This window comes from Cellulomonas sp. P1_G12_2 (assembly GCF_056405535.1).
Genome location: NZ_JBFUBX010000001.1, coordinates 319,595 through 343,098, shown reverse-complemented (window position 1 = coordinate 343,098; position 23,504 = coordinate 319,595). Strand labels below are relative to the sequence as shown.

Annotated in this window: 26 protein-coding genes and 1 riboswitch; of the genes, 8 read left to right on the top strand and 18 right to left on the bottom strand. The window is 73.0% G+C overall.

Annotation, left to right across the window (positions count from 1 at the left end):
- Nucleotides 1–182: 182 nt before the first annotated feature.
- From AC1DXT_RS01720 to gcvP, 5 genes are all read right to left on the bottom strand, one after another.
- Nucleotides 183–608 carry a (deoxy)nucleoside triphosphate pyrophosphohydrolase gene (locus AC1DXT_RS01720; RefSeq protein ID WP_477059650.1) on the bottom strand — a complete coding sequence of 142 codons (426 nt, stop codon included), beginning with the start codon at nucleotides 606–608 and terminating at the stop codon, nucleotides 183–185.
- Between the two features lie 79 nt (nucleotides 609–687).
- Complete coding sequence (locus AC1DXT_RS01715) at nucleotides 688–921, bottom strand: LuxR C-terminal-related transcriptional regulator (protein WP_477059649.1); 234 nt, start codon at nucleotides 919–921, stop codon at nucleotides 688–690.
- Between the two features lie 281 nt (nucleotides 922–1,202).
- Nucleotides 1,203–1,577 carry a glycine cleavage system protein GcvH gene (gene gcvH, locus AC1DXT_RS01710; protein WP_477059648.1) on the bottom strand — a complete coding sequence of 125 codons (375 nt, stop codon included), beginning with the start codon at nucleotides 1,575–1,577 and terminating at the stop codon, nucleotides 1,203–1,205.
- Between the two features lie 35 nt (nucleotides 1,578–1,612).
- Nucleotides 1,613–2,755, bottom strand: a complete 1,143-nt coding sequence (gene gcvT / locus AC1DXT_RS01705) for a glycine cleavage system aminomethyltransferase GcvT (RefSeq protein ID WP_477059647.1) — start codon at nucleotides 2,753–2,755, stop codon at nucleotides 1,613–1,615.
- A gap of 11 nt (nucleotides 2,756–2,766) precedes the next feature.
- Nucleotides 2,767–5,655 (bottom strand): aminomethyl-transferring glycine dehydrogenase, encoded by a 2,889-nt coding sequence (gene gcvP, locus AC1DXT_RS01700; RefSeq protein ID WP_477060793.1) that lies wholly within the window; start codon nucleotides 5,653–5,655, stop codon nucleotides 2,767–2,769.
- A 259-nt stretch (nucleotides 5,656–5,914) separates the two neighbouring features.
- Nucleotides 5,915–6,020, bottom strand: a riboswitch (glycine riboswitch).
- A 94-nt stretch (nucleotides 6,021–6,114) separates the two neighbouring features.
- Here gcvP and AC1DXT_RS01695 point away from each other — a divergent pair.
- The 3 genes from AC1DXT_RS01695 to moaA are packed head-to-tail and all read left to right on the top strand — an operon-like array spanning nucleotide 6,115 to nucleotide 8,104.
- A complete protein-coding gene (locus tag AC1DXT_RS01695) occupies nucleotides 6,115–6,609 on the top strand; it encodes a MogA/MoaB family molybdenum cofactor biosynthesis protein (protein WP_477059646.1) in 495 nt (164 codons plus the stop codon).
- Entirely contained in the window at nucleotides 6,606–7,019 is a 414-nt protein-coding gene (locus tag AC1DXT_RS01690) for a molybdenum cofactor biosynthesis protein MoaE (protein WP_477059645.1), read from the top strand. The genes AC1DXT_RS01695 and AC1DXT_RS01690 overlap by 4 nt, the downstream gene beginning before the upstream one ends.
- Complete coding sequence (moaA, locus tag AC1DXT_RS01685) at nucleotides 7,016–8,104, top strand: GTP 3',8-cyclase MoaA (protein WP_477059644.1); 1,089 nt, start codon at nucleotides 7,016–7,018, stop codon at nucleotides 8,102–8,104. Before AC1DXT_RS01690 ends, moaA begins: the two co-directional genes overlap by 4 nt.
- A gap of 210 nt (nucleotides 8,105–8,314) precedes the next feature.
- On the opposite strand, the gene AC1DXT_RS01680 is transcribed toward moaA, so the two are convergent.
- The 10 genes from AC1DXT_RS01680 to AC1DXT_RS01635 are packed head-to-tail and all read right to left on the bottom strand — an operon-like array spanning nucleotide 8,315 to nucleotide 15,171.
- The gene (locus AC1DXT_RS01680; RefSeq protein ID WP_477059643.1) at nucleotides 8,315–8,551 is read right to left on the bottom strand and encodes a MoaD/ThiS family protein; all 237 of its coding nucleotides are present in this window, start codon (nucleotides 8,549–8,551) and stop codon (nucleotides 8,315–8,317) included.
- Nucleotides 8,548–8,808: a DUF6457 domain-containing protein gene (locus tag AC1DXT_RS01675; protein WP_477059642.1), complete on the bottom strand. Its 261-nt coding sequence runs from the start codon at nucleotides 8,806–8,808 to the stop codon at nucleotides 8,548–8,550. Before AC1DXT_RS01675 ends, AC1DXT_RS01680 begins: the two co-directional genes overlap by 4 nt.
- Nucleotides 8,805–9,443, bottom strand: coding sequence for a molybdenum cofactor guanylyltransferase (gene mobA / locus AC1DXT_RS01670; RefSeq protein WP_477059641.1), 639 nt, complete (start codon nucleotides 9,441–9,443; stop codon nucleotides 8,805–8,807). Before mobA ends, AC1DXT_RS01675 begins: the two co-directional genes overlap by 4 nt.
- Entirely contained in the window at nucleotides 9,440–9,916 is a 477-nt protein-coding gene (gene moaC / locus AC1DXT_RS01665) for a cyclic pyranopterin monophosphate synthase MoaC (protein WP_477059640.1), read from the bottom strand. Before moaC ends, mobA begins: the two co-directional genes overlap by 4 nt.
- Entirely contained in the window at nucleotides 9,913–11,109 is a 1,197-nt protein-coding gene (locus tag AC1DXT_RS01660; protein ID WP_477059639.1) for a molybdopterin molybdotransferase MoeA, read from the bottom strand. The genes moaC and AC1DXT_RS01660 overlap by 4 nt, the downstream gene beginning before the upstream one ends.
- 2 nt (nucleotides 11,110–11,111) lie before the next feature.
- Nucleotides 11,112–12,221: a ThiF family adenylyltransferase gene (locus AC1DXT_RS01655; RefSeq protein WP_477059638.1), complete on the bottom strand. Its 1,110-nt coding sequence runs from the start codon at nucleotides 12,219–12,221 to the stop codon at nucleotides 11,112–11,114.
- A gap of 10 nt (nucleotides 12,222–12,231) precedes the next feature.
- The gene (locus AC1DXT_RS01650; protein WP_477059637.1) at nucleotides 12,232–12,702 is read right to left on the bottom strand and encodes an ACT domain-containing protein; all 471 of its coding nucleotides are present in this window, start codon (nucleotides 12,700–12,702) and stop codon (nucleotides 12,232–12,234) included.
- Entirely contained in the window at nucleotides 12,699–13,757 is a 1,059-nt protein-coding gene (locus AC1DXT_RS01645) for a lactate/malate family dehydrogenase (RefSeq protein WP_477059636.1), read from the bottom strand. The genes AC1DXT_RS01650 and AC1DXT_RS01645 overlap by 4 nt, the downstream gene beginning before the upstream one ends.
- Before the next feature lie 24 nt (nucleotides 13,758–13,781).
- On the bottom strand, nucleotides 13,782–14,942 hold the full coding sequence (locus AC1DXT_RS01640) for a pyridoxal phosphate-dependent aminotransferase (protein WP_477059635.1): 1,161 nt from the start codon (nucleotides 14,940–14,942) through the stop codon (nucleotides 13,782–13,784).
- 55 nt (nucleotides 14,943–14,997) lie between these two features.
- Nucleotides 14,998–15,171, bottom strand: a complete 174-nt coding sequence (locus AC1DXT_RS01635) for a YegP family protein (RefSeq protein WP_082610719.1) — start codon at nucleotides 15,169–15,171, stop codon at nucleotides 14,998–15,000.
- A 102-nt stretch (nucleotides 15,172–15,273) separates the two neighbouring features.
- On the opposite strand from AC1DXT_RS01635, the gene AC1DXT_RS01630 reads away from it, so the two are divergent.
- On the top strand, nucleotides 15,274–16,269 hold the full coding sequence (locus tag AC1DXT_RS01630; RefSeq protein WP_477059634.1) for a magnesium and cobalt transport protein CorA: 996 nt from the start codon (nucleotides 15,274–15,276) through the stop codon (nucleotides 16,267–16,269).
- On the opposite strand, the gene AC1DXT_RS01625 is transcribed toward AC1DXT_RS01630, so the two are convergent.
- From AC1DXT_RS01625 to AC1DXT_RS01615, 3 genes are read right to left on the bottom strand one after another with little or no spacing between them, the layout of a single operon-like run.
- Complete coding sequence (locus AC1DXT_RS01625; RefSeq protein ID WP_477060792.1) at nucleotides 16,266–16,748, bottom strand: glutathione peroxidase; 483 nt, start codon at nucleotides 16,746–16,748, stop codon at nucleotides 16,266–16,268. The two genes, AC1DXT_RS01630 and AC1DXT_RS01625, sit on opposite strands and share 4 nt — an antisense overlap.
- A 7-nt stretch (nucleotides 16,749–16,755) precedes the next feature.
- Entirely contained in the window at nucleotides 16,756–17,247 is a 492-nt protein-coding gene (locus tag AC1DXT_RS01620; RefSeq protein ID WP_477059633.1) for a low molecular weight protein-tyrosine-phosphatase, read from the bottom strand.
- Between the two features lie 23 nt (nucleotides 17,248–17,270).
- Nucleotides 17,271–19,571, bottom strand: a complete 2,301-nt coding sequence (locus AC1DXT_RS01615; RefSeq protein WP_477059632.1) for an esterase-like activity of phytase family protein — start codon at nucleotides 19,569–19,571, stop codon at nucleotides 17,271–17,273.
- A 142-nt stretch (nucleotides 19,572–19,713) separates the two neighbouring features.
- Between AC1DXT_RS01615 and AC1DXT_RS01610 the strand changes: the two genes are divergently transcribed.
- The 4 genes from AC1DXT_RS01610 to AC1DXT_RS01595 all read left to right on the top strand — a co-directional run bounded on the left by AC1DXT_RS01610 (nucleotide 19,714) and on the right by AC1DXT_RS01595 (nucleotide 23,414).
- On the top strand, nucleotides 19,714–20,640 hold the full coding sequence (locus AC1DXT_RS01610) for an NADP-dependent oxidoreductase (RefSeq protein ID WP_477059631.1): 927 nt from the start codon (nucleotides 19,714–19,716) through the stop codon (nucleotides 20,638–20,640).
- 117 nt (nucleotides 20,641–20,757) lie between these two features.
- Nucleotides 20,758–21,420 carry a PadR family transcriptional regulator gene (locus tag AC1DXT_RS01605; protein WP_477059630.1) on the top strand — a complete coding sequence of 221 codons (663 nt, stop codon included), beginning with the start codon at nucleotides 20,758–20,760 and terminating at the stop codon, nucleotides 21,418–21,420.
- 171 nt (nucleotides 21,421–21,591) lie between these two features.
- Entirely contained in the window at nucleotides 21,592–22,599 is a 1,008-nt protein-coding gene (locus AC1DXT_RS01600; protein WP_477059629.1) for an ABC transporter ATP-binding protein, read from the top strand.
- Complete coding sequence (locus AC1DXT_RS01595; protein WP_477059628.1) at nucleotides 22,596–23,414, top strand: ABC transporter permease; 819 nt, start codon at nucleotides 22,596–22,598, stop codon at nucleotides 23,412–23,414. The genes AC1DXT_RS01600 and AC1DXT_RS01595 overlap by 4 nt, the downstream gene beginning before the upstream one ends.
- Nucleotides 23,415–23,504 lie beyond the last annotated feature (90 nt).

The window sequence follows — 23,504 nt, the reverse complement described above, 5'->3', positions numbered from 1 at the left end:
GTGCGACGAGTGCAGCTCCGCCGTGCAGGTGTGCGAGCGGTGTGATGGCGCCGGTCGCAAGCGCTGGTCCGGGGAGTGCAGCTACTGCCGTGGCACCGGCCAGACGTGCATGAAGAACGCCAACCACCGCTGGTGAGCTGACCAGCGCACCCGCCACCAGAGGGGGGCAGGCACCACAGGACTCAGCCGAGGCGGACGGTCAGGCTCGCCAGCCTGTCCACGATGCGCACGTCCGCGTCGAGCCACGGCACGTCGTGCCACTGGTGCAGCGGGAGCCACCGCAGCTCGTCGTGCTCGACGAGCGGCTCCGCCGTGCCCTCGACCACCTCGGCCAGCCAGATGCGCATCACGTACTCGTCCGACAGGCGCCAGAGGCCGTCGTCGGGACCGACGAGCTCGTCGCCCAGGCCGATCCGCACGCCGAGCTCCTCGCGGATCTCGCGGTGCAGCGCGTCCTCGGGCGACTCGTTCCCGTCCACCTTGCCGCCGGGGAACTCCCAGCGGCCCGCCAGCCGCGCCGGCACAGCCCGGCGCGCGGCCAACAGCTCACGAGGGTCGTCCAGGTCGTCGACGATCGCGGCGGCCACGACGAGCACGGGTGAGGTCATGCGGTGAGTCTGCCAGGCCCGCGCAACGCGGGTCCGGCGGCAGCGGGACGGCCCGGTGTCTTGAGCCGTCGGAGCATGGTCAGCGGATGCCGTGCGCGACGGCCCAGGCGACGGCTTCCGCGCGCGTCGAGGCACCGATCTTGCGGTACACACTGCGGACCTGCGACTTCACGGTGTTCCTCGTCACGAAGAGGCGCGTCGCGATCTCCTCCAGGGTGACGTCCTCGGCGAGCTCCGCCAGCACGACGCGCTCACGACGCGTGAGTGCTTCGTTCGCGACGCCGACAGTCCTGCTCGTCTCCAACATGCTCATGGTGTCCTCCGGTGTGCTGCGTGACCCGGGTGATCCGGGTCACGCTCTGGGCTGCGTACCGGATGAGAGAGGGCTGGTGGTGAGCCATGACGCCACTTCCAGCAATCTCCTCATGCGCGGGTTCCCCCCCGCCAAGCGCCCGATCGCGCGTGCCACCCACAATGAACGTCCACTGCCGAATCAGATACGCCGAACGCGTGAGCATCTGCGGGGTTCACCCGTAAGGCTGACGCGCGCGAACGCACGTGACACTGGTGCAACGGGGCAGCTGCCCGCTGGGTTCAGCCCGCGTTCTGAGCCGTGTACTCCTCGGCCGTGAGCAGCGGCCCGGCCGAGGTGACCTCGACCTTGAGCAGCCAGCCCTGTCCGTAGGGATCCGAGTTGACCACCGACGGGTCGTCGACGGCCGCCTGGTTGACCTCGACGACCGTGCCGGACACCGGCGAGTAGAGCTCCGAGACCGACTTGGTGGACTCGATCTCGCCGACGACCGCGCCGGCGGTGATCTCCTCACCCACGGCGGGAAGCTCGAGGTAGACGATGTCGCCGAGCGCGTCCGCCGCGATCCCGGTGATGCCGACGGTCGCCGGGGCGCCGTCATCCAGCCATTCGTGCTCGACCGTGTAGTGCAGGTGGGTGGGCAGCTCCGCTGTCATGTGTCTGGCTCCTGTCGACTTCTCTAGGGCTTGGTCTACCGGGGTCGGCGGTAGAAGGGAAGAGCCACGACGCGGACGGGTTCGAAGCGTCCACGCACGTCAACCGCCAGCTGCGTGCCCTCGGCGCTCACCTCGGGGCTGACGTAGGCCATCGCCACCGGGTGTCCGAGGGTCGGCGAGGGCGCTCCGGACGTGACGGTACCGACCGTCGGGGCGTCCGCAGCGGTGGAGTGCTTCACCGGGTACCCGTGTCGGGCGGCCCGGCGGCCGAGGCCCTCGAGCCCCACCAGCACGCGGGCCGGCTCCGACTGCCCGCGGGCCTCGAGCGCGGCGCGGCCGACGAACGGGAGCGGGTTGCCGTCGGCGTCGACCTTGTCCAGCTTCACCACTCGGCCGAGGCCGGAGTCGTGGGGGGTGGTCGTGCGGTCGAGCTCGTTGCCGTACAGCGGCATGCCGGCCTCGAGGCGGAGGCTGTCGCGCGCGGACAGGCCGGCGGGGACCAGCCCGAACGGCTCGCCGGCCGCGAGGAACGCCTGCCACAGGGCAGGTGCCAGGGGCGCGTCGAGGAAGAACTCGAAGCCGTCCTCGCCGGTGTAGCCGGTGCGCGCGACCAGGACCGGCTCGCCCTGGAACGTCATCGGCATGGCCGCGTAGTACTTCAGCGTCTCGGCGTCGTGGCCGGCCTCGGCGAGCCCGTCGGTCGCCCGCAGGATCTCCAGGGCGCGGGGGCCCTGCACGGCGATGAGGGCGGTCTGCGGGGAGCTGTCCTCGACGGTCACGTCGAAGCCCGCAGCGCGCTCGGCGAACGCGGCCAGCACGGTGTCGTGGTTGGACGCGTTGGCGACCACCAGGAACGTGTCCTCGGTGTCCCGGTAGACGATGAGGTCGTCGACGACGCCCCCGTCCTCCGCGCAGATCATGGTGTAGCGCGCACCCAGGATCCTCAGTGTGGAGAGGTTGCCGACGAGGGCGAAGTCGAGGAACCGGCCGGCGTCCGGACCGGTCACCCCAATCTCACCCATGTGCGACAGGTCGAACAGCCCGGCGGCCGTGCGGACCGCCGTGTGCTCGGCGATGTCGCTGGTGTAGCGCAGGGGCATCTGCCAGCCGGCGAACGACGTGAGGGCGGCGCCGAGGGCGACGTGCTCCGCGTGCAAGGGGGATTCGCGATCCGTCATGTCTGCGTCCTCTACTCGGCGTACGACTCGATAGGCGGGCAGGAGCAGACCAGGTTCCGGTCGCCGTGCGCGCCGTCGATCCGGCGCACGGGCGGCCAGTACTTGCCCTCGCGCAGCGCGGCCACGGGGAACGCGGCGAGCTCACGGGGGTAGGCGTGGTCCCAGACGTCGGCGGACAGGGCCGCGGCGGTGTGCGGCGCGTTCCGCAGGGGGGAGTCGGCGAGCGGCCAGCGGCCCGCCTCGATGGCGTCGATCTCGCCGCGGATGGAGACCAGGGCGTCGACGAACCGGTCCAGCTCTGCCAGGTCCTCGCTCTCGGTCGGCTCCACCATGAGCGTGCCGGCCACCGGGAAGGACAGGGTCGGGGCGTGGAAGCCGTAGTCCATCAGGCGCTTGGCCACGTCCTCGGCGGTCACCCCCGTCTCCTTGGTGATGTCCCGCAGGTCGAGGATGCACTCGTGCGCGACGAGCCCGTTGGGGCCGGTGTAGAGCACGGGGAAGTGCCCTGAGAGGCGTGTGGCCAGGTAGTTCGCCGCCAGGACCGCGGTCTCGGTGGCCGTCTTGAGGCCGTCGGGACCCATCAGCGCGACGTAGGCCCAGGAGATCGGGAGGATGCCGGCCGAGCCCCAGGGGGCGGCGCTGACCGGAGCGACGGTGTTCGCCTTCGTTGCCGATGGCGTCGGATCGCCGGGCAGGAACGGGGCCAGGTGGGCGGCGACCGCGACCGGTCCGACGCCGGGTCCGCCGCCTCCGTGGGGGATGCAGAAGGTCTTGTGGAGGTTGAGGTGGCTGACGTCGCCGCCCAGCTCACCGGGACGGGCCAGGCCGACGAGCGCGTTGAGGTTGGCGCCGTCGATGTAGACCTGACCGCCGGCCTCGTGCACGAGGTCGCAGACCGTGCGGACACCCTCCTCGTAGACGCCGTGCGTCGAGGGGTACGTGATCATGATCGCCGCGACCTTCGGGCCGTGCTGCTCCAGCTTGGCGCGCAGGTCGTCCAGGTCGATCGAGCCGTCGTCGGCCGTCGCGACGACCACCACGCGCATGCCCGCGAGCGCCGCCGACGCCGCGTTGGTGCCGTGCGCGGACGCCGGGATCAGGCACACGTCGCGCTGGTCGCCGCGGGATGCGTGGTAGCCGTGGATGGCCAACAGCCCGGCCAGCTCGCCCTGGCTTCCCGCGTTCGGCTGCACGGAGACGGCCGCGTAGCCGGTGATCTCGGCCAGCCAGTCCTGCAGCTCGGTGACCAGCTCCGCGTAGCCCTCGGTCTGGTCGGTGGGGGCGTAGGGGTGGATGGTGGCGAACTCCGGCCAGGAGATGGGCTCCATCTCCGCCGTGGCGTTGAGCTTCATGGTGCACGAGCCCAGCGGGATCATCGTGCGGTCCAGCGCCAGGTCCTTGTCCGAGAGGCGGCGCAGGTAGCGCAGCATCGCGGTCTCGGAGCGGTGCAGGTGGAAGACGGGGTGCTGCAGGTAGGCGGTGGTCCGGCGCAGCTGCGCGGGGAGCGCGTCGGAACCGTCTGTGCCGAGGAAGCCGAACGCGTACGTGCCCTCCTCCGCCTCCAGGGTGGTCACCCCGGCGGCCGCGAAGGCGAGCACGATGCGCAGCAGGTGGTCGTCGGTGGTGCGCTCGTCGCACGCGATCTGCACGTGGTCGTCGTCGGGCGCCCACAGGTTCACGCCGGCCTCGGCGGCCTGCGTGACGACCTCGCGCGCCTTGCCCGGGACGACCGTGCGGACGGTGTCGAAGAACGTGTCGTGCTCGACCGTCACCCCGACGCCGTCGAGGAGCTCGGCCAGGCCGGCTGCGCGCGCGTGCACGCGCTCGCCGATCGCCCGGAGGCCGTCCGGACCGTGGTAGACCGCGTACATCGACGCCACGATCGCCAGCAGGGCCTGCGCGGTGCAGATGTTGCTCGTCGCCTTCTCGCGGCGGATGTGCTGCTCACGCGTCTGGAGGGCGAGTCGGTAGGCGCGGGCTCCGTCGGCGTCGATCGAGACGCCCACGAGCCGGCCCGGCAGCATCCGCTCCAGACCGTTGCGCACCGCCATGAACGCGGCGTGCGGGCCGCCGCCGAACAGAGGTACGCCGAAGCGCTGCGCCGAGCCGACGGACACGTCGGCGCCGAGCTCGCCGGGGGAGGTGAGCAGGGTGAGCGCGAGCAGGTCCGCGGCGACCGTCACCAGACCCCCGCGCGCCTTCGTGTCCTCGATGACAGGCCGGAGGTCGCGGACACGCCCCGACGCACCGACCTGCTGGACGACGACGCCGATGAGGTCGCCCTCGATCTCGGGCAGCCCGTCGGAGAGGTCCGCGACGACGACCGGGAGGCCGATGGCCTCCGCGCGGCCGAGCGTGACGGCGAGCGACTGGCCGAACAGGTCGGCGTCGAGCACGACCGTGCCGGCCTTGCCGCGAGCTGCGCGCCACATGAGCGCGACGGCCTCGGCGACCGCGGTGGCCTCGTCGAGGAGCGACGCGTTGGCCAGGTCCAGGCCGGTGAGGTCGGTGACCATCGTCTGGAAGTTCAGGAGCGCCTCGAGCCGGCCCTGCGAGATCTCCGGCTGGTAGGGCGTGTAGGCGGTGTACCAGGCCGGCGACTCGAGCACGTTCCGGCGGATGACCGCGGGCGTGATGGTGTCGGAGTAGCCCTGGCCGATCATCTGCGTCATCACGCGGTTGAGGCCGGCGATCGTGCGCAGCGCGGCGAGCACGTCCTCCTCGGACCGCGCGGCCGGCAGGTCCAGCGGGCGGTCCGTGCGGATGCTCGCGGGGACCGCGGCGTCGACCAGGTCGTCGAGCGAGTGGTAGCCGACGACCGACAGCATGTGCGCCGTCTCGCCGCCGCGCGGGCCGATGTGGCGGTCGGCGAACACCTCGGCCGCGGGGGTGTGCTCCACGCTGGTGAACGGGACGGCGTCGGAGCTGGTGTCCAGGTGGACGGCGGGGACACCGTTGAGGACGGCGTCGTGCAACTGGCTCAGATCGGTCACGGGCTGCTCCGCAGGGTCGTCCGGACGTGCCGGGACGGTGGGTGGGCTCCCCGCTCTGTCATCCGCGCAGACTCGCGCAAACCTGAGAGTTTTGCCGGTCCGCCTGTCGGGGCGCGCCGGCTTGCACCGTCGGTGGGGCCCTCGCGGGTCCGCTTTCCAGAGTTGCCTCGCCGTGGCGGTACAGGGGCCTGAGAGATTCCCGGGGAGGGTTGCTCCTTCGGCGCCCCGCACGATGCGCGTTCGATCTGCGGGAGCTCTCCCGCCGCGGTTCGAGCAGCGTGTGAAGTTGTGGGGCCAGCGTACCGGGCGATGTCCAGGGGACAGCCCGACCGTCCACCGGTGGGGTCGCGTGCGTAGATTGGCCCGGTGCAGACGCCCACGTCACCCCTCGCCGCGGTGATCGTCGTGTCCGACCGGTCCGCCTCCGGCGAGCGCGAGGACCGTTCCGGTCCGGTGGCAGTCGACCGCCTGTTCACCGCCGGCTTCGCGGTGGACGCCGTGGCGGTCGTGCCCGACGGGGCCGAGTCCGTGGAGCGGGCGATTCGCGAGGTGCTCCGTGCCGGAGCGCGGTTCGTCGTGACGTCCGGCGGCACGGGCGTCAGCCCACGCGACCAGACCCCCGAGGGGACCCGACCGGTGCTCGCCCGCGAGCTGCCGGGGGTCGCGGAGCTGCTGCGGCGCGAGGGCGCGAAGACCGTCCCGACGGCGGTCCTCTCCCGCGGCCTGGCGGGCGTGACCGAGGAGGGCGCGCTCGTGGTCAACCTGCCGGGGTCGCCGTCCGGCGTGGCCGAGGGTCTGGACGTCCTGCTGCCGCTCGTGGACCACCTGCTCGACCAGCTGTCGGGAGGCGACCACTCGTGATCGCGCGCGTCGTCGACGAGCCTCTCGACCTGCAGTTCCACGTGGAACATGTGAGCGACCCGCGGGCCGGAGCGGTCGCGACCTTCGTCGGGCTGGTGCGCGACCACGACCCGTCGGTCGAGGGGTGCGTGGTCGGTCTGGACTACTCCGCGCACCCGAGCGCGGAGGCGGTGCTGCACGGGATCGTGGAGCGGGCGCTGACGGACGGGGTCCTGGGCATCGCCGTCAGCCACCGCGTCGGGCACCTGGCGGTCGGGGAGGCCGCGATCGTGGCCGCCGTCGCCACCGCGCACCGGGCCGAGGCGTTCGACGTGTGCCGCGCGCTCGTGGAGACCGTCAAGGCCGAGCTGCCGGTGTGGAAGCGTGAGGTCCTCGAGGACGGCTCGCACGTGTGGGTGGGGATGACATGAACGACCAGCTGATCGACCGGTTCGGGCGCGTGCACCGCGACCTGCGGATCTCGCTGACCGACCGCTGCTCGCTGCGCTGCACCTACTGCATGCCCGCCGAGGGCGTCCCGTGGCTCGCGCGCTCGACCATGCTGAGCACCGAGGAGATCGTGCACGTCGCGCGCGTCGGGGTCTCCCTGGGCATCACGGAGATCCGGCTCACCGGCGGCGAGCCGCTGCTCCGCGTGGACATCGTGGACGTCGTCCGCCGGCTCACCGCCCTGACCGGCCCCGCCGGCAGCCCCGAGGTGTCGCTGACGACGAACGCGCTGCGCCTGCCCGGTCTGGCCTCCGACCTCAAGGACGCCGGCCTGTCCCGCGTGAACATCAGTCTCGACACGCTCGATCGCGCCAAGTTCCTGTCGTTGACGCGCCGCGACAAGCTCGTGGAGACGCTCGCCGGGATCGCCGCCGCCGACGCCGCCGGGCTGCACCCCGTGAAGATCAACGCCGTGGCCATGCGCGGGGTGAACGACGACGAGGTGGTCGCCCTGACGCGGTTCGCCGTGGAGCGCGGCTACCAGATGCGGTTCATCGAGCAGATGCCTCTCGACGCGGGGCACACGTGGGACCGCGCGGAGATGGTGACGCAGGCGGAGATCCTGGCGCGGCTGCGCGCGGAGTTCACGCTCAAGGAGGTGCCCGGCCGCGGCGCCGCTCCTGCGGAACTGTGGACGGTCGACGGCGGACCGGCCACCGTCGGGGTCATCGCGTCGGTCACCGCGCCCTTCTGCGGCGCCTGCGACCGGCTGCGGCTCACGGCCGACGGGCAGCTGCGGGCGTGCCTGTTCTCGCAGACGGAGACGAACGTGCGGGACCTGCTGCGAGGCGCCGAGGAACCCCCGGCCCAGATCGGCGTCGGTCCCGGTCAGGCGGTCCGCATCGGCACGTCGGCCCCCGCTCGGCCGGCACCCGTGGCGGCCGACGTCGACACCGCCCTGGCCGACGCGTACCGCCGGTGCCTGGCAGGCAAGAAGGCCGGGCACGACATCGACGACCCGTCGTTCCTGCAGCCGGACCGCCCGATGAGCGCGATCGGCGGCTGACGGCCCCGCACGTCGCCGGCGTCGCGTCGACGTCCGCGTCGTCACGCTCGCTCATCGCGCTCGTGTGAGGACTTCGTTCCGCCTACCGCAACGAACTCTTCACGCGAGGACTCCCCGCAGCTCGCGGGCGGCATGTTGCGGGGTCATGTGGTCGCGGGCATCGACATGCTCTGGTCCTCGCACCCGCTACGGGCGCACGCGTCGCGGCCATCAGCCGCCCGCGAACGGGGGCAGCACGTCCAGGGTGACCCCGGCGAGGACCGGATCATCGCCCTCCACCCGCGTGCCGTCCGCGAGCAGCGCGCACCGGCCCAGCACCCGGTCCAACCCGGGACCGTGCGAGGCGACCATCGCGGCCCTGACCTGCGCGGCAGACCCCGCGGGCAGCTCCTCGGTGTCGACGCCGGCGGCCTCGGCGGCGGCGGCGAAGTAGCGGACCGTGATCACTGCTCGACGGTCCAGGCTCCGGCCTCGGCCTCGATCCGCGCCAGGATCGGCGCCGGGTCCACCCCTGCGGCCGCGAGCCCCGCGATGAACATGGTGATCGGCACCGCGGGGCGGGCCACCTGGTGGGCGACGTCGGCGGCGACGCCGAGGAGCCGGTCGGTGTCCACGAGAGCCGGGTCGACGCCCAGCGCGGCCGTCAGGCTCTCGATCCAGGCGGGCAGGTCGGCGCCGGGTGCGCGGCGGGGGTCGTCGGTCATGGCTCGATCCTGTCACTGAGCGCTGCGTCGAGGCGTTCGACGTCGGCCCAGGTGTCGGCGTCCGCCGTCGCGTCGTGCTCGTCGGGGACGTCCACCAGGCGCAGGCCACCGACCAGGCGGTGCATCGCCGCGCCGCGCACGTCCGGGAGCGCGTCGAGCGCGGACCGCAGGGCGGCCCGCCGGTAGACGGCCACCAGGTGCTGCGGTCGGCCCTCGGCACCGACCATCCGGGCGCCGTCCGCGTCCTGCACGGCCGCCAGCAGCGCGGGCAGCGCGCGTCCGGCGAAGGGCACGTCGCACGCGAGGACGACCACCAGCTCGGGTCCGTCGCCGGGCAGCTGGTCGAGACCGGCGGCCAGGCCCGCGACCGGGCCGCCGTCCGGCGGGTCCTCCAGCACGGTCACGACCCCCGGCCGCGCGAGGTCCGGCGGCCCGACGACGACGACCTGCGCCGCGCCCGCCACGGCCGCGAGCGCATGGTCGAGCAGCGCGGTCCCGCCCACCTCGACCTCGGCCTTGCTGACGCCCCCGAGCCGACGGCCACGGCCGCCCGCGAGCACGACCGCGTCGAACGCCGGCGCCGGCGTCGCGTCGAGCAGCCGCGCGGGCCCTGCGTCCGGTCCGAGCTCCGTCACGCCTCGCGCCGCCACTCGCCCGAGCGGCCGCCCGACTTCGCCTCCAGCTGCACGTCGACGATGCGGACGGACTTGTCGAGCCCCTTGACCATGTCGACGACCGCGAGCGCGGCCACCGACACCGCGGTGAGGGCCTCCATCTCGACGCCCGTGCGGTCGGCCGTGCGGACGGTGGCGGTGATGGACACGCCCTCGTCGGTGAGCTCGAGGTCGACCACCACGCCGTGCACTCCGATGACGTGCGCGAGCGGGAGCAGCTCGGGGGTGCGCTTGGCGGCGGCTATCCCGGCGATCCGTGCGACCGCGAGCACGTCGCCCTTCGGCACAGCCCCGTCCCGCAGCGCGGCCACCACGTCAGGGCCGCACTGCACCCGTCCGCTGGCGGTGGCCGCACGGACGGTCGGCTGCTTGGCGGTCACGTCGACCATCCGGGCGTGCCCAGCGGCGTCGAGGTGCGTGAACTGCTCGGTCATGGGCTCACTCTCAGGACGGTGACGTGGTCGCCGGCGACGACCTCGTCGATCTCGGCGGGGATCACGGCGAGACCCTCGGCCAGGGCGAGACGGGCGACGAGGTGCGAGCCGGAGCCGCGCGCGGTCGCACGGACCACGCGGTCGGGGCCCACCCAGCGCACGGGCATGAGCTGGGCGCGGCCGGGGGGCGTGGTCCACCCCTCGTCGGCCACCACCTGGACCGTGGGGCGCTCGACGTCGGCCAGCCCGCGCATCCGCAGCAGGGCCGGGCGCACGAACATCTCGAACGACGCGAACGAGCTCACCGGGTTGCCGGGCAGCGTGTAGATCGGGGTACCGCCGGGGAGCCGGCCCAGGCCCTGCGGCTTGCCGGGCTGCACAGCGACGGGGAGGAACTCGACGCCCGGCTCGTCGGCCAGCGCGGCCTTGACCACGTCGTACGCGCCGACGCTCACCCCGCCGGACGTGATGATCGCGTCGACCGAGCCGTCGAGGTCCGCGAGCACCGACCGCAGGGCGTCGACGTCGTCCGGCACCGGGCCGATCCGCACCGGCGTACCCCCGGCGTCCCGGACCGCCGACGCGAGCAGCCAGGAGTTCGAGTCGGGGAGCTGGCCGCGGCGCAGCGGGGTGCCCGGTGCCACGAGCTCGTCGCCGGTGGAGACCACCCCGACGCGCGGCCGGCGGTGCACCCGGACGGTGGCCCGGCCCAGCGAGGCGACGGCGGCGATCGCGGCGGGTCCGAGCAGCGTGCCGGCGGCCACGACGACGTCGCCGGGCACGGCATCCTCGCCCGCCCGGCGGAGGTGGACCCCGGCCGCCGGCGCCTCGCGCACCCGCACGGTCGCGGTGCCGGCGTCCGTCAGCTCGACCGGCACGATCGTGTCCGCGCCTGCGGGGACCGGCGCACCCGTCATGATCCGCGCCGCGGTGCCCGGACCGACCACGGGCTCGTCGGCCGTGCCCGCGGGCAGGTCCGCCACCACCCGGAGGGTCGCCGGCAGGTCGACCACGTCCTCGTGGCGCACGGCGTACCCGTCCATCGCGGAGTTGTCCCAGCGGGGCAGCGGCTCGTCGGTGCGCAGGTCGTCGGCGACCACGAGGCCGTCCGCGTCGTCGAGGAGCACCTCGACCGCGGGCAGGGGCGAGGCCAGCGCGAGGGCGGCCGCGCGGTGCTCGGTGAGGGAGCGCACGGTCAGCTGGCGTCCATCCAGGCCAGGATCCCGCCGTCGACGTTCGAGGCGTCGAACCCCGCGCCGCGCAGGATCTGCGCCGCGGTCAGGGAGCGGGCGCCCACCTGGCAGTGCACGACGATCTCCCGGTCGTGCGGCAGGCCGGCCAGCGCGGAGCCGTCGAACAGGGTGCCCAGCGGCACGAGCACCGCGCCCGGGATGGACGCCTGGGCGTGCTCGGCGGGCTCGCGGACATCGATGAGCAGGAAGTCGTCGGTGCCGGCCTCGCGGGCGGCCAGTCGGCGGACCAGCTCGGGGGCGGTGACGACGGGGACGTCGGACATGGGAGGGACCTCCGGGGTCGTTGCGGGTACCGGTCGGCGGGGTACGAGGGGGATCTCGGTCCATCGGCCGCGCAGGGCGTCGATGACGAGCACGCGGCCGAGCAGGCTCTCGCCGGTGCCGGTGATCAGCTTGACCACCTCGGTGGCCATGACGGAGCCGACCTGCCCGCAGAGCGCGCCGAGCACGCCTGCCTCGGCGCAGGACGGGACCTCGTCGGGCGCGGGCGGCGAGGGGAACAGGTCGCGCAGCTCCACGCCCGCCCGCCCCCAGAACACGGTGGTCTGGGCGTCGAACCGCAGCACGGACCCCCACACCTCGGGCAGGCCGAGCCGGACGCAGGCGTCGTTGACCAGGTAGCGGGTGGGGAAGTTGTCGGTGCCGTCGACGACGACGTCGTAGCCGCGCAGGATCTCGTCGACGTTCTCGCTGGTCAGGCGCGTGCGATGAGCCACGACGCGGATGTCCGGGTCGAGGGCGGTGACCGAGTCGCGCGCGCTGTCGACCTTGTGGCGGCCCACGTCGGCCGACCCGTGGATGACCTGGCGCTGCAGGTTGCTGACGTCGACCACGTCGTCGTCGACGATCCCGATCGTCCCGACACCGGCCGCCGCGAGGTACTGGAGCACCGGGGCACCCAGGCCACCCGCACCGACCACGAGCACCCGGGCGTTGCGCAGCCGGCGCTGGCCGTCGACGCCGATCTCCGCGAGGAGGAGGTGGCGGGACCCGCGCTCGGTCTGCGCAAGGGTCAGGGGCGGACCCGGGGGGACCAGGGCGGACAGAGGCACGAGATCCAACCTACGTCGCGGCGGGCGGCTGGATGACCGTCGCCTCGGACAGGGCACCCGCAGCACGCGCCGCGGCCACGACCGCCTCGACGTCCACCAGCGGCCCCTCGACCAGCACGGGCTGACCCAGCAGCGACGAGCCCGACCAGCTCACGGCCGCATGCTTCGGCGGCCGGAAGTCGACGGTGCGGGGCAGGTGCACCACGGCCGCGGCCCGGACGCCCAGGTCCTCGGCCCGGCGCACCAGCACGCTGCGAACCGCGTCCAGCCGCTCGACGCTGCGGACGAGCACCCGCTGGCGGCGCTCACTGGTGCGGAACGTCACGACCACCAGCCCGTCGTCGCCCGCGACGTCACCGGTGGCCAGCGACTCGAAGTTCACGCCGCGCGTGGCGAACACCCCGGCGAGCGCCGCGATGGTGCCGGTCCGGTGGTCCGCCCGGACGAACGCCACCCAGCGGTCGTCGTCGTCGGAGATCATGCGCCGCCTCCCAGCCACGGCGCGTTCGCCGCGTCGATCCGGTCTGCCACGGCCGTCAGCCGGCGGACCTCGTCGGGCGCCGGCTCGTCCAGCAGCACCCGCGACCAGCCCTCCTGCCCGACCACCACGGGGACGCCGAGCACCCCGGTGCGGTCCAGCACCTCACCCGAAAGCGCCACCTGCCCGGCGACCACGATGTCCCGCCCGTCGAGGATGGTGTCCACCAGGTCGATCGTCGCGCTCGCGGTGCCGGCAGCGGTCTTGGCCCCGCTCTGGTGCGTCATCCACGGGCGGGCGACCACCCGCAGGTCCGGCGGCCAGCTGTCGATGAGCGCGAACGCCTCACCGATGTCCCGGATGGCCCCGAGCTGCGCCTTGGCGTCCGCGATCTCCGCGCCGAACCCGTCGAGCGAGCGCCCGCCGCGCAACGTGGCCACCGCCCGCCGCCGCTCGTCCACGTCGAGTCCGCTGATCCGCACGGACGACCAGAGGGGCACCAGGTCGTCCCCGTGCTGCCCGGCCACGAACCCGGCCACGCGGTGGCGTCGGACCCCGAGCGACACCGCGATCTCCCGCCGGAACCGCAGGGTGTCCAGCCACGCGCCCATCCCGATCACGCGGTGCCGCTTCAGCGCGGAGGCCATGACCGCGACCCCGAGCTCGACGGGGTTGGAGACCACGACCACGACCTCCTGCCCCGAGCCGTACCGGGCGAGCGCGTCCGCGTAGGCCGTGAACGCGGCCAGGTTCTGCTCCGCGAGCTCCGCCCGGGTCATCGGGGCACCCGCCGACGCCGGAGCGGTCGCGCCCGCGGCGACCACCACGACGTCCGCGACCACGTCCGCCGGGTCCAGGGCGACGTCGAGCAGCGGGGCGTGCTCGTCGTACGCGTCGATGAGGTCCGCGCGCAGCCCGTGCACCGCGCGGCCGGAGGCACCGTCGAGCCGACCGACCAGCTGCAGCCGCGAGCTCGTCGGCAGGATCCGCCGCTCCACCAGCTGCGTACAGATCTGCCGTCCCACATCGCCCGTCGCGCCGAGCACCGCCACGTCCATGGCCGTGACTGTAGGGGGCTCGTGTTACAGCGAACGCTGCCAGGCGACGATCCGGTCCACGGCCTGCCGCACCACGTCCACCGACGACGCGAACGAGAGCCGCACCCAGTGGTGCCCGTCGACCGGATCGAAGTCGGTGCCCGGCGTGAGGGCGACCCCGGCCTCGTCCAGCAGCCGCGCGCACCAGGTGATCGAGTCCAGGCCGCTCGCGGAGATGTCGCCGTACAGGTAGAACGCGCCGTCGGCCGGGGCGATGCGCGCCCAGCCGAGCTCCGGCAGCCGGTCGAGCAGGTGCGCGCGGGCCGCTGCGTAGCGCTCGACGTTCTCCCGCGCGGCGGCGTACCCGGCCGGGCTGAACGCGGCGACCCCGGCGTGCTGGGCCAGCGCCGGCGGGCAGAGGGCGACGTTGCCCGCGAGCGCGTCGACGGTCGTGACCAGGTCGTCGGGGAGCACCAGCCAGCCGAGCCGCCAGCCGGTCATCGCCCAGTACTTGGAGAACGAGTTCACGACGACGGCACCGCGGTCCAGGTACCGGGCGGCGGTGGCCGTCGCCTCGGAGCCGTAGGTGATCCCGTGGTAGATCTCGTCGCTGATCAGCCGCACGCCGTTCCCCGCGCACCAGTCCGCGATCGCGGCGAGCTCGTCCGGGTCGATCATCGTGCCGGTCGGGTTGGCCGGGCTGGCGATCACGAGCCCCTCGACCGGTGGGTCCAGGGCCTCGAGCTGCGCGACGGTCGGCTGGTACCGGGTCTCCGGGCCGCACGGGACCACCACGACCTCGCACCCGAGGGCCGCGAGGATGTTGGCGTACGCGGGGTAGCCGGGGACCGCGAGCGCCACCCGGTCGCCGACGTCGAACGCCGCGAGGAACGCGAGCACGAAGCCGCCGGACGAGCCGGTGGTGACGGCGACCCGGCCGGGCTCCACGCCGACGTCGTAGGTGTCGCGGTAGTGCTGCGCGATCGCCGCGCGCAGTGCCGGAGACCCCAGCGACTCGGTGTACCCGAGGTCGCCCGAGGTCAGCAGGTCGATCGCGCGCTGCCGCACGACCTCCGACGCCCCCGTCGACGGCTCGCCCGCGCAGAGGTTCAGCACATCCTCGCCCGCGGCCTTGCGCGCGTTGGCGGCGGCCAGGATCTCCATCACGGCGAACGGTGGGACGTGGGCGCGGGCGGCAACCTTCATGGGCTCATCGTGGCGCACGGGCTCGGCTTCGGCGCCGGACCCGTGCGGCAATCGATCAGCTGTTGTCGACGGTGTCCGCTCCCGCTGCGTCGGACTTGATGCGGTCGATGGCGTTCTGGGCCGACGCCTTCGCCGAGTAGCCCTCGCTGGACGCGAGGACGTTGCCGTTGGTCGCGACGATCCGGAACCGGAACTCGCCCGCCTTGTCCTTGTAGATCTCGAACTTCACGACAACCTCCGGGAGTTCTTCCGCGGGTGCCGCCGGCGTTCGTCGACGGCCCTGCCAGTCTGTCGCGCCAGGGCCAGGAGCGCGCGGTCTAGCCTTCGTCTCGTGATCGTGGACTGCGCGCTCTACTCCGCCGGACGCCGGCGGCACCACATCGATGACCTGCGCCTGGCCCTGCAGGAGGCCGAGGCGGAGGACGGGTTCGTGTGGATCGGCCTGGTGGAGCCCACCGCCGAGGAGTTCGACCAGCTCGCCAAGGGCTTCGAGCTCCCGCAGCTGGCGATCGACGACGCCATCCGGGCCCACCAGCGGCCCAAGCTCGAGCAGTACGGCGGGGTCACGTTCGCGGTGGTCAAGCCCGTGCACTACGTCGACCACGTCGAGGTGGTCGAGGTCACCGAGCTCGCGATCTTCCTGGGCGAGCGGTTCGTCATCGTGGTCCGGCACGGCGACACGACGATCCCGGCGCAGGTGCGGGCGGCGCTGGAGGCCGACCCCGAGATGCTGCAGCACGGCCCGCCCGCGGTGCTGCACGGGATCCTGGACAAGGCCGTCGACCAGTACCTCGACGTCACCGCGGCGATCGACGAGGACCTGGACCAGATCGAGGACCAGGTGTTCGGTGACGACCCGGGCAGCGACCACGCCGAGCGGATCTACAAGCTCAAGCGCGAGGTGCAGCAGTTCCGGCGCGCGGTCGTGCCGCTGGTCCAGCCGCTGACCCGGCTGGCCGAGCAGCAGGTGCCCTGCATCCCCGCCTACTCACGCCCGTACTTCCGGGACGTCCAGGACCACGCCCTGCGGGCCGCGGAGCTCATCGAGGCCGCCGACGCCCTGCTCACTGGCGTCATGCAGGCCGACCTCGCGCAGGTGAGCGTCGAGCAGAACCGCGTGACGGTCCAGCAGAACTCCGACATGCGCAAGATCTCCGCGTGGGCGGCGATCGCCCTGGTGCCCACCGCGATCGCCGGCCTGTACGGGATGAACTTCGACTACCTGCCCGCCTCGGACTGGTCGCTCGGGTTCTGGATCGTGCTGGCCGGGATCGGCGTCGTCTGCGTCGGCCTGCACCGAGCCTTCCGACGCAACCGCTGGCTCTAGCCGGGCAGGGACGACTCGATCAGCTCGACGATCTCGGGCGCGTCCGGGGACGTCTGCGGGCGGAACCGGTGCACCGACCCGTCCGGCGTGACGACGAACTTCTCGAAGTTCCACGTGACCCGGCCGGCCTTGCCCGACGCGTCCGGGGTCGTGGTCAGCGCGGCGTACAGCGGGTGCTGGTGCCTGCCGTTGACCTTGACCTTCTCGAACATCGGGAACGTCACGCCCCACGTCGCCGAGCAGTACTCCGCGATGGCCTCCTCGGAGCCGAGCTCCTGGAGGAACTGGTTGCTGGGGAAGCCCAGGACCGTGAACCCGCGGTCGCCGTAGGTCTTCTGGAGCCGCTCGAGCGTCTCGTACTGCGGGGCCAGGCCGCACCGGGAGGCCACGTTGACCACCAGCTTGACCTTGTCCGCGTACGCGCCGAACGTCGTGGGCTCGCCCTTGAGGGTGGTCAGCGGGATCTCGTCGAGGGACATGCCTCGGTCAACCATGGCGACTGACCTGCGCATTCCCCAGCTCCGCGCGGACGTGCTCGACGATCCCGTCGGCCGCGGCCTCGATCTGGGCGAGGCAGTCCTCGAAGTCCTGCGCGCCGCCGTACCAGGGGTCGGCGACGTCGAGGTCGCCGGCCGCCACCGGGTCGAACGAGCGGAAGAGCACCGGCTCGACGTCCAGCCGCCGCAGCGCCCGCGCGTGCGCGTTCGTCATGGCCAGCACCAGGTCTCGGTCGTCACCGGCCCGCACCTGACGCGCCCGGTGCCCGTCACCGGCGGGGTAGCCATGGCCCAGCAGGACGGCCCGCGCGCGACGGTCCACCGGGTTGCCGTGCTCCTCGGCGCTGATGCCCGTCGAGTCGACGACCACCTGGTCGGCGAGCCCGGCGGCGGCGAACCGCTCGCGCAGGACCACCTCGGCCATCGGGGAGCGGCAGATGTTGCCGGTGCAGACGACCATGACGGAGTACGGGGTGGGCATCCCGCCATGATCGCCGCTCGACGTCACCTGTGCGCCCGGAACACCTTCGCCGCCGGGCCGAGCCGCAGGAGCACGGTCTCGCCGGAGGCGTCCTTGAGCCCGTCGTTGTCCGTGATCGCGTAGACCTGGCCGTCGCCACCGATGGTCAGGCCCTCGAGCTTCTCCTGCGTCCACCCGTTGGTCGCCCGCAGGTCCGGGACCAGGTCGCGGACCAGCGTCTTGGTCAGCGTGCCGACGGTGCCCGGTGCGGGGTCCCTGGCCGGGATCCGCACCGTGTAGACGGCCTTGACCTTCGCGTCCGGGCCGTTGAGCTTGTCGCGCTCGACGACCGCGAGCGTGTCGCGGTCCACGACCGTGATCTCCGACAGGCCGATCCAGTCGCCGGCGGTCGTCGTCGTGCCCAGCGGGTAGGCGAACCACGCCCAGGTCCCGGTGCGGACGTCGTAGCGGCCGATGCGCGCCCGGGTCTCGTCGCCGGTGAGCCCGCGCTGGAGCGCGACCCACACGTGCTCGCCGCGGGAGTCCTCCGTGGCGGCGACGCCCTCGATGCCCCACTTGCTCAGCCCCGCCGAGACGTCCGCGGGCAGCGGCACCGTCTGCTGGATCGCGCCGCTCGCGTCGGTGCGGACCAGCGCGTTCGCCGCGCCCGTCGCCCCCTCGGACCCCAGCCAGAAGCCGCCCCGCCGACGGGCCGAGACGCCCTCGATGTCCAGCGACGCCGCCGTGCCCCCCTGCGTCACGACGACGTCGCGGTCGATCACCGCCGGCGTCCGCGACACGTCGAGCCGGAGCAGGTGCGCCGTGGAGTAGGCCGCGTCCGACGCCGTCCACAGGTGCTTCTTGTCGGTCGGGTCCGCACTCAGCGCGCCGAGAGCGCCCCAGCCGATCGGGTTGCCCGCAGCGTCGTCGGCGGAGACGACGCTCGGGAACTGCGGGGCGCCGCCGGTCCGGGCGTAGGCCTTGCCACGCCCGAAGACGGTCACCGACGAGCGGACCAGGACCGACGCGTCATCGGTCTCGCTGGAGACCAGCAGCAGGTCCCGCGACGGCACCGGCAGGATGCCTTCCGGCCCGTTGGTCGTCGCCAGCACCTGGACGAACCGCGGGTGCGCGGCGTCGTCCACGTCGTACACCGCGACGAAGTTCGACCGCTCGGAGCCGACGAACGCGTACCGCTTCCCGCCGAGGGTCGCGACCGCCAGCCCTTCGATCTCGACGCCCTTCTTCCCGGCGCGCGACTCGGAGTGCAGCCCGGTCCGGACGGCCAGCCGCTCGAGCTCCGCACCGGCGTCCCAGACCACCGCGCCGGAGGTGTCGAAGACGGTCCACCCGCGGGTGCCGCCCTTCCAGTCGCCCTCGTTCGCCGTCGCCAGGTGCGTCGCGTCGAGCCACGCGACGGCGTCGGGCTCGCGCGGCGTGGCCGGGATGGACCCGGTCTGGTTGATCACACCGTCCTGCGCGGTGTCGATGCCGGTCACCGCGACGCTGCCCGCGCTGAACACGCGCGAGACGGCCCCGGAGGCGATGTCGACGAGCGCGACGCCGTTGTTCTCCTGCAGGGTCACCGCGACCGTGGTTCCCGTGGGGTCGATCGCGACGTACTCCGGCTCCGGGTCCTGCGGGGTGTCGAGCCCGGCGAGCGCGTCCGCCGTGAACGGCACCGCCCGGGTGGTCCAGGTCGCGGGGTCGGTCCCGAGCAGGTCCACGAGCTGCAGGAACCCGCCGGGCAGCTGCGGCAGATCGCCCTTGGCGCCGCCCGTCGGCTTCGCGTCCTCGTCGCGCTGGTTCTCGATCGCGATCGCCGCGTGCGTCTTGTCAGGCGTGAGCGCGATCGAGTCGGGCTGGCCGCCGAGGTCGATCGTCCGCACCAGCGCGTGCGTGGCCAGGTCGATCACCGCGAGCAGTCCCGACGGATTCGTGAAGCTCTCGGACGTGTCGACGACGACGAGCACGTAGCCGCCGACCACGGCCACCGACGTCGGCTCCGCGTGGTCGCCCACCCCGAGGTCCGCCGCCAGGTCGAGCGTGCCCAGGCCCCGCGGCTTCGCCGGGTCCGTCAGGTCGACGAAGCCGATCCGGCCCGCGAGCGCGTCGGTGTGGATGAACGTCCGACCGTCCTCGCTGACTGCGGAGATCTCCGCGACGGTCGGGTCCGCTGCCGGCACGTCCGCCGGGCGGTTCAGGTAGACGGGGTACGTGGCGAGGCGGTGGAACACAGCCTGGGGGGACGGCTGGGGGTGCGCCGCCGCGGCGGTCGCTCCCAGGCCCGCGCAGAGCACGGCGGTGCAGGTCAGCGCGGCAAGGGTGCGGCGGGCGTACGGCATCGAGGTCCCCTTCGATCGGTGTGCACCGAGGGTGACCAGGGCGGATGTCCGAGTTGCGGCAGGCAGGTGAACAGGGGTGGGCGGCGACGTGACGTTTGCCACGGAGGGAATCACGGCCCGTCGTCGCCCGGTTGTCGGGAGCATGCGAGCCATCACCTACTCCCGCTACGGCGCGTCCGACGTCCTCGAGCTCACCGAGCAGCCCACCCCGAAGGTCGGCCCCGACAGCGTGCTCGTCCGCGTGCGCGCCGCGTCGGTCAACCCCGTCGACTGGAAGGTCCGGGCCGGGTACCTCGACGAGATCATGGACGTGACGTTCCCCGCGGTCCCCGGCTGGGACGTGGCCGGCGTGGTCGAGCGCGTCGGCCTCGACACCCCCGAGTACCAGGTCGGCGACGAGGTCTACGGCTACGTGCGCCGCGACTGGGTGCAGGGCGGCACGTTCGCGGAGTACGTCGCCGCACCCGTGCGGACCCTCGCGCGCAAGCCGTCGACCCTCTCGTTCGAGGAGGCTGCGGCCGTGCCGCTGGCCGGCCTGACCGCGTTCCAGGCGATCCGACGAGCCGGCGTCCGCGACGGTCAGACCGTCCTCGTGCACGCCGCCGCGGGCGGGGTCGGCGCGTTCGCCGTGCAGATCGCCCGCTCGGTGGGCGCCCGGGTGATCGGCACGGCGTCCGCGCGCAACCACGAGTACCTGCGCGACCTCGGCGCCGAGCCCGTGGAGTACGGCGACGGGCTGGCCGACCGCGTCCGCGCGCTGGTGCCCGACGGCATCGACGTCGTTCTCGACTTCGGTGGTGACGACCTCGTCGAGACCTCGAAGGCCCTGCTGGCCGACGGCGGGGTCGTGGCCTCGATCGTCGACGCCGCCGCGCGCGATGAGCTCGGCGGCCACTACGTCTGGGTCCGGCCGAGCACCGCGGACCTCGACGCCCTCGCAGCCCTGATCGACGCGGGCACCGTGAAGGTCGACGTCGCCGAGGTGTTCGAGCTGGCCGACGCCGCCGCAGCCCACGAGGCCAGCCAGACCGGTCACGTCCGCGGCAAGGTCGTCGTCCGCGTCGACTGACTCTTCCACGACGACGGCCCGCATCCTCAGCGAGGGTGCGGGCCGTTCGTGCTTGGCAGACGCGTACTAGTCGAGATATATTCTGGATCGAGCATTCGAACTGGAGCAGGAGGAGCCATGGCACCGCGCAGCCGGAACAACCCACTGGCCCTCGCCGTGCTCGCGCTCCTGTGGGAACGCCCGATGCACCCGTACGAGATGTCGATGACCCTGCGCGAGCGCCGCAAGGACGAGTCGGTCCGGCTGAACTTCGGCTCGCTGTACTCGGTGGTCGACTCGCTGGTGAAGCAAAGGCTGATCGAGGCCGCGTCCACCGAGCGGGAGGGCAACCGCCCGACGCGCACGGTGTACCGGATCACGGACGCGGGCGCCACGGAGGCCATCGACTGGCTGACCGACCTGGTCCGCACGCCGGCCAAGGAGTTCCCGCAGTTCGAGGCCGCGCTGTCGTTCCTGCCGCTGCTGGGTCCCGACGACGTCGTCCGGCTGCTGCACCTGCGGCAGACCTCGCTCGAGCGGCAGATCGCCGGCTTGGAGAGCGGGCTGGTCGACGCGCGTGCGATGGGCCTGCCGGCGATCTTCTCGCTGGAGAGCGAGTACGAGGTCACCATCGTCCGCGCCGAGCTCGGGTTCGTCACCGCGCTCGCGACGAGCATCGCGGACGGGTCGTTCGAGGGCGTCGATCTGTGGCGTGACCTGCACCAACGCGCCAGCACGCACGGCCGGTTGGATCCCGATGAGCTTGCGGAGGCGCTCGCGCCCTATCTGAGCCCTCCGTAGAGAAGAAGGTCGGCCCAGGTGCTGGAACACCCGGGCCGACCACCACGAACCGACCGGGACCCGTGAGGGCACCTGTGCGATCCGCCGCACGAATCAGCATAGGTGGCAGCTCGGTCGGACCACCCGCCGTTCTGGCCGGAAGGAACGGACGGCACGACCGAAGGCGGCACCATGCCCGCAGCACCCGTGGTCGAGGCACTCGACCTCGTCAAGACCTACCCCGGCGGCCGCGGCCGACCGGACGTCCGAGCCCTCGACGGCCTCACGCTCAGCATCCCCGGCGGCACCGTGCACGGGCTGCTCGGACCCAACGGAGCCGGCAAGTCCACCACCACGAAGGTGCTCACCACCCTCGCGCGCGCCACGTCCGGGGTCGCCCGCGTGGGCGGGCGCGACGTCGTGCGGGAGGCCGACACCGTCCGCCGCAGCATCGGCTACGTCTCGCAGGGCACGGGCGCCGACCCGCTGCTCAGCCCGCGCGAGAACCTCGTCATGGCCGCGCGGCTGCGGGGGCTGTCCCGAGCCGCCTCGTCCGACCGGGCAGCTGCCCTCGTCGACCGGTTCGGGCTGGCCGGGGCCGCCGACCGTGGCGCAGGCAAGCTCTCCGGAGGCACCCGGCGCAAGCTCGACGTGGCACTCGGTCTCGTGGGCACCCCGCAGGTCCTGTTCCTCGACGAGCCCACCACCGGGCTCGACCCGGAGGCGCGCGCCGCGATGTGGGCGGAAATCCGACGGCTCGCGGGTGAGGACTCGCTGACCGTCGTGCTCACCACCCACTACCTCGAGGAGGCGGATCGACTGGCCGACGGGTTGACGATCGTGGACCGGGGCCGGGTGGTCGCGTTCGGTTCCCCGGACGCGCTGAAGGCCACGCTCGAAGGGGACACGCTCACGGTCGACCTGGTCGAGCCGACCCCCGACCTCGTGCGGTCCGCGGTCGCGCCGATCACCGCGCTGCGCGAGGTCGTCGTCCACGTCGAGGGGCCGACCGGTCGCCTCGTCGCACGCACCACCGACGGACCGGCCGTCGTCGGCACCGTCATCTCCGCCCTGCAGGCGGCGGGCGTTCGGCACGGAGCCGTCGCGGTCTCCCGCCCCACCCTCGACGACGTCTACCTGCGGCACGCCGGCCGCTCGTGGACGTCGGCAGACGTCGCCTCGAAGGAGGTCGCCCGATGAGCACGCTCACCGTCACTCGTCCCGTCACCACGCCGACCCGCGCGTCGTGGGTCACGCAGACCGTCGAGGTCACCCGCCGCTGGACGGTGGACGCGATCCGGCAGCCGTGGGGCCTCGGGGTGGCGATCATCCAGCCGGTGATCTGGCTTGTCCTGTTCGGGAACGTGTTCTCGTCGGTCGCCACCGCTCCCGGTTTCGGGTCCGAGGACTACATGACGTTCCTGGTGCCGGGCATCCTCATGATGACCGTCCTGTACTCGGGCGCGTGGGCGGGCACCGGGTTCATCGACGACATCCGCTCAGGGGTCATGGACCGGATGCTCACGTCCCCGGTGTCGCGGTCGTCGCTCGTGGCCGGGCAGCTGGTGCAGCAGCTGCTCGTCTGCGTGGTGCAGGGGATCTGCGTCCTGGGGATCGGCGCGCTGGCCGGCGCGCGGTACTCCGGAGGTGTCGGGGGCATGGCCCTCGCGATCGGGGCGTCACTGCTGCTCGCGGCGGCGTTCTGCTCCCTGTCGGCCGCCGTCGCGCTGCTGGCCCGCGACCAGACGGCGCTCATCGGCATCTCGACGATCATCGTGCTGCCGGCGACCTTCGTCTCGACCGCCCTCATGCCCGCGGCGCTGCTGCCCGACTGGGTGCAGACGGCCGCGCGGTACAACCCGCTGACCTGGGCGACGGAGATCGCCCGCACGGGGATGTCCCCGTCGGTGGACTGGTCGGTGGTGGCCACCCGCGGCGCACTGCTCCTGGCCCTGGCGACGCTCATCGGGTGGTGGTCGGTCGGGGCGATGCGCACGTACCAGCGCTCGCTGTAGAACCCGCAACGTCCGCACTCGATGAGGTTCAGACCCGCTCGAGTGCGGACGTTGCTGGTCCCTGGCTGGGACGTCCGCACTCCGTCGGGT

What these genes read in the sequence shown, in the direction of transcription:
- AC1DXT_RS01720 (WP_477059650.1), bottom strand. Translation starts at nt 608, where the DNA reads ATGACCTCACCCGTGCTCGTCGTGGCCGCCGCGATCGTCGACGACCTG.
- AC1DXT_RS01715 (WP_477059649.1), bottom strand. Translation starts at nt 921, where the DNA reads ATGAGCATGTTGGAGACGAGCAGGACTGTCGGCGTCGCGAACGAAGCA.
- gcvH (WP_477059648.1), bottom strand. Translation starts at nt 1,577, where the DNA reads ATGACAGCGGAGCTGCCCACCCACCTGCACTACACGGTCGAGCACGAA.
- gcvT (WP_477059647.1), bottom strand. Translation starts at nt 2,755, where the DNA reads ATGACGGATCGCGAATCCCCCTTGCACGCGGAGCACGTCGCCCTCGGC.
- moaA (WP_477059644.1), top strand. Translation starts at nt 7,016, where the DNA reads ATGAACGACCAGCTGATCGACCGGTTCGGGCGCGTGCACCGCGACCTG.
- AC1DXT_RS01675 (WP_477059642.1), bottom strand. Translation starts at nt 8,808, where the DNA reads ATGACCGACGACCCCCGCCGCGCACCCGGCGCCGACCTGCCCGCCTGG.
- moaC (WP_477059640.1), bottom strand. Translation starts at nt 9,916, where the DNA reads ATGACCGAGCAGTTCACGCACCTCGACGCCGCTGGGCACGCCCGGATG.
- AC1DXT_RS01650 (WP_477059637.1), bottom strand. Translation starts at nt 12,702, where the DNA reads ATGATCTCCGACGACGACGACCGCTGGGTGGCGTTCGTCCGGGCGGAC.
- AC1DXT_RS01645 (WP_477059636.1), bottom strand. Translation starts at nt 13,757, where the DNA reads ATGGACGTGGCGGTGCTCGGCGCGACGGGCGATGTGGGACGGCAGATC.
- AC1DXT_RS01640 (WP_477059635.1), bottom strand. Translation starts at nt 14,942, where the DNA reads ATGAAGGTTGCCGCCCGCGCCCACGTCCCACCGTTCGCCGTGATGGAG.
- AC1DXT_RS01625 (WP_477060792.1), bottom strand. Translation starts at nt 16,748, where the DNA reads ATGTCCCTCGACGAGATCCCGCTGACCACCCTCAAGGGCGAGCCCACG.
- AC1DXT_RS01620 (WP_477059633.1), bottom strand. Translation starts at nt 17,247, where the DNA reads ATGCCCACCCCGTACTCCGTCATGGTCGTCTGCACCGGCAACATCTGC.
- AC1DXT_RS01615 (WP_477059632.1), bottom strand. Translation starts at nt 19,571, where the DNA reads ATGCCGTACGCCCGCCGCACCCTTGCCGCGCTGACCTGCACCGCCGTG.
- AC1DXT_RS01610 (WP_477059631.1), top strand. Translation starts at nt 19,714, where the DNA reads ATGCGAGCCATCACCTACTCCCGCTACGGCGCGTCCGACGTCCTCGAG.
- AC1DXT_RS01605 (WP_477059630.1), top strand. Translation starts at nt 20,758, where the DNA reads ATGGCACCGCGCAGCCGGAACAACCCACTGGCCCTCGCCGTGCTCGCG.
- AC1DXT_RS01600 (WP_477059629.1), top strand. Translation starts at nt 21,592, where the DNA reads ATGCCCGCAGCACCCGTGGTCGAGGCACTCGACCTCGTCAAGACCTAC.
- AC1DXT_RS01595 (WP_477059628.1), top strand. Translation starts at nt 22,596, where the DNA reads ATGAGCACGCTCACCGTCACTCGTCCCGTCACCACGCCGACCCGCGCG.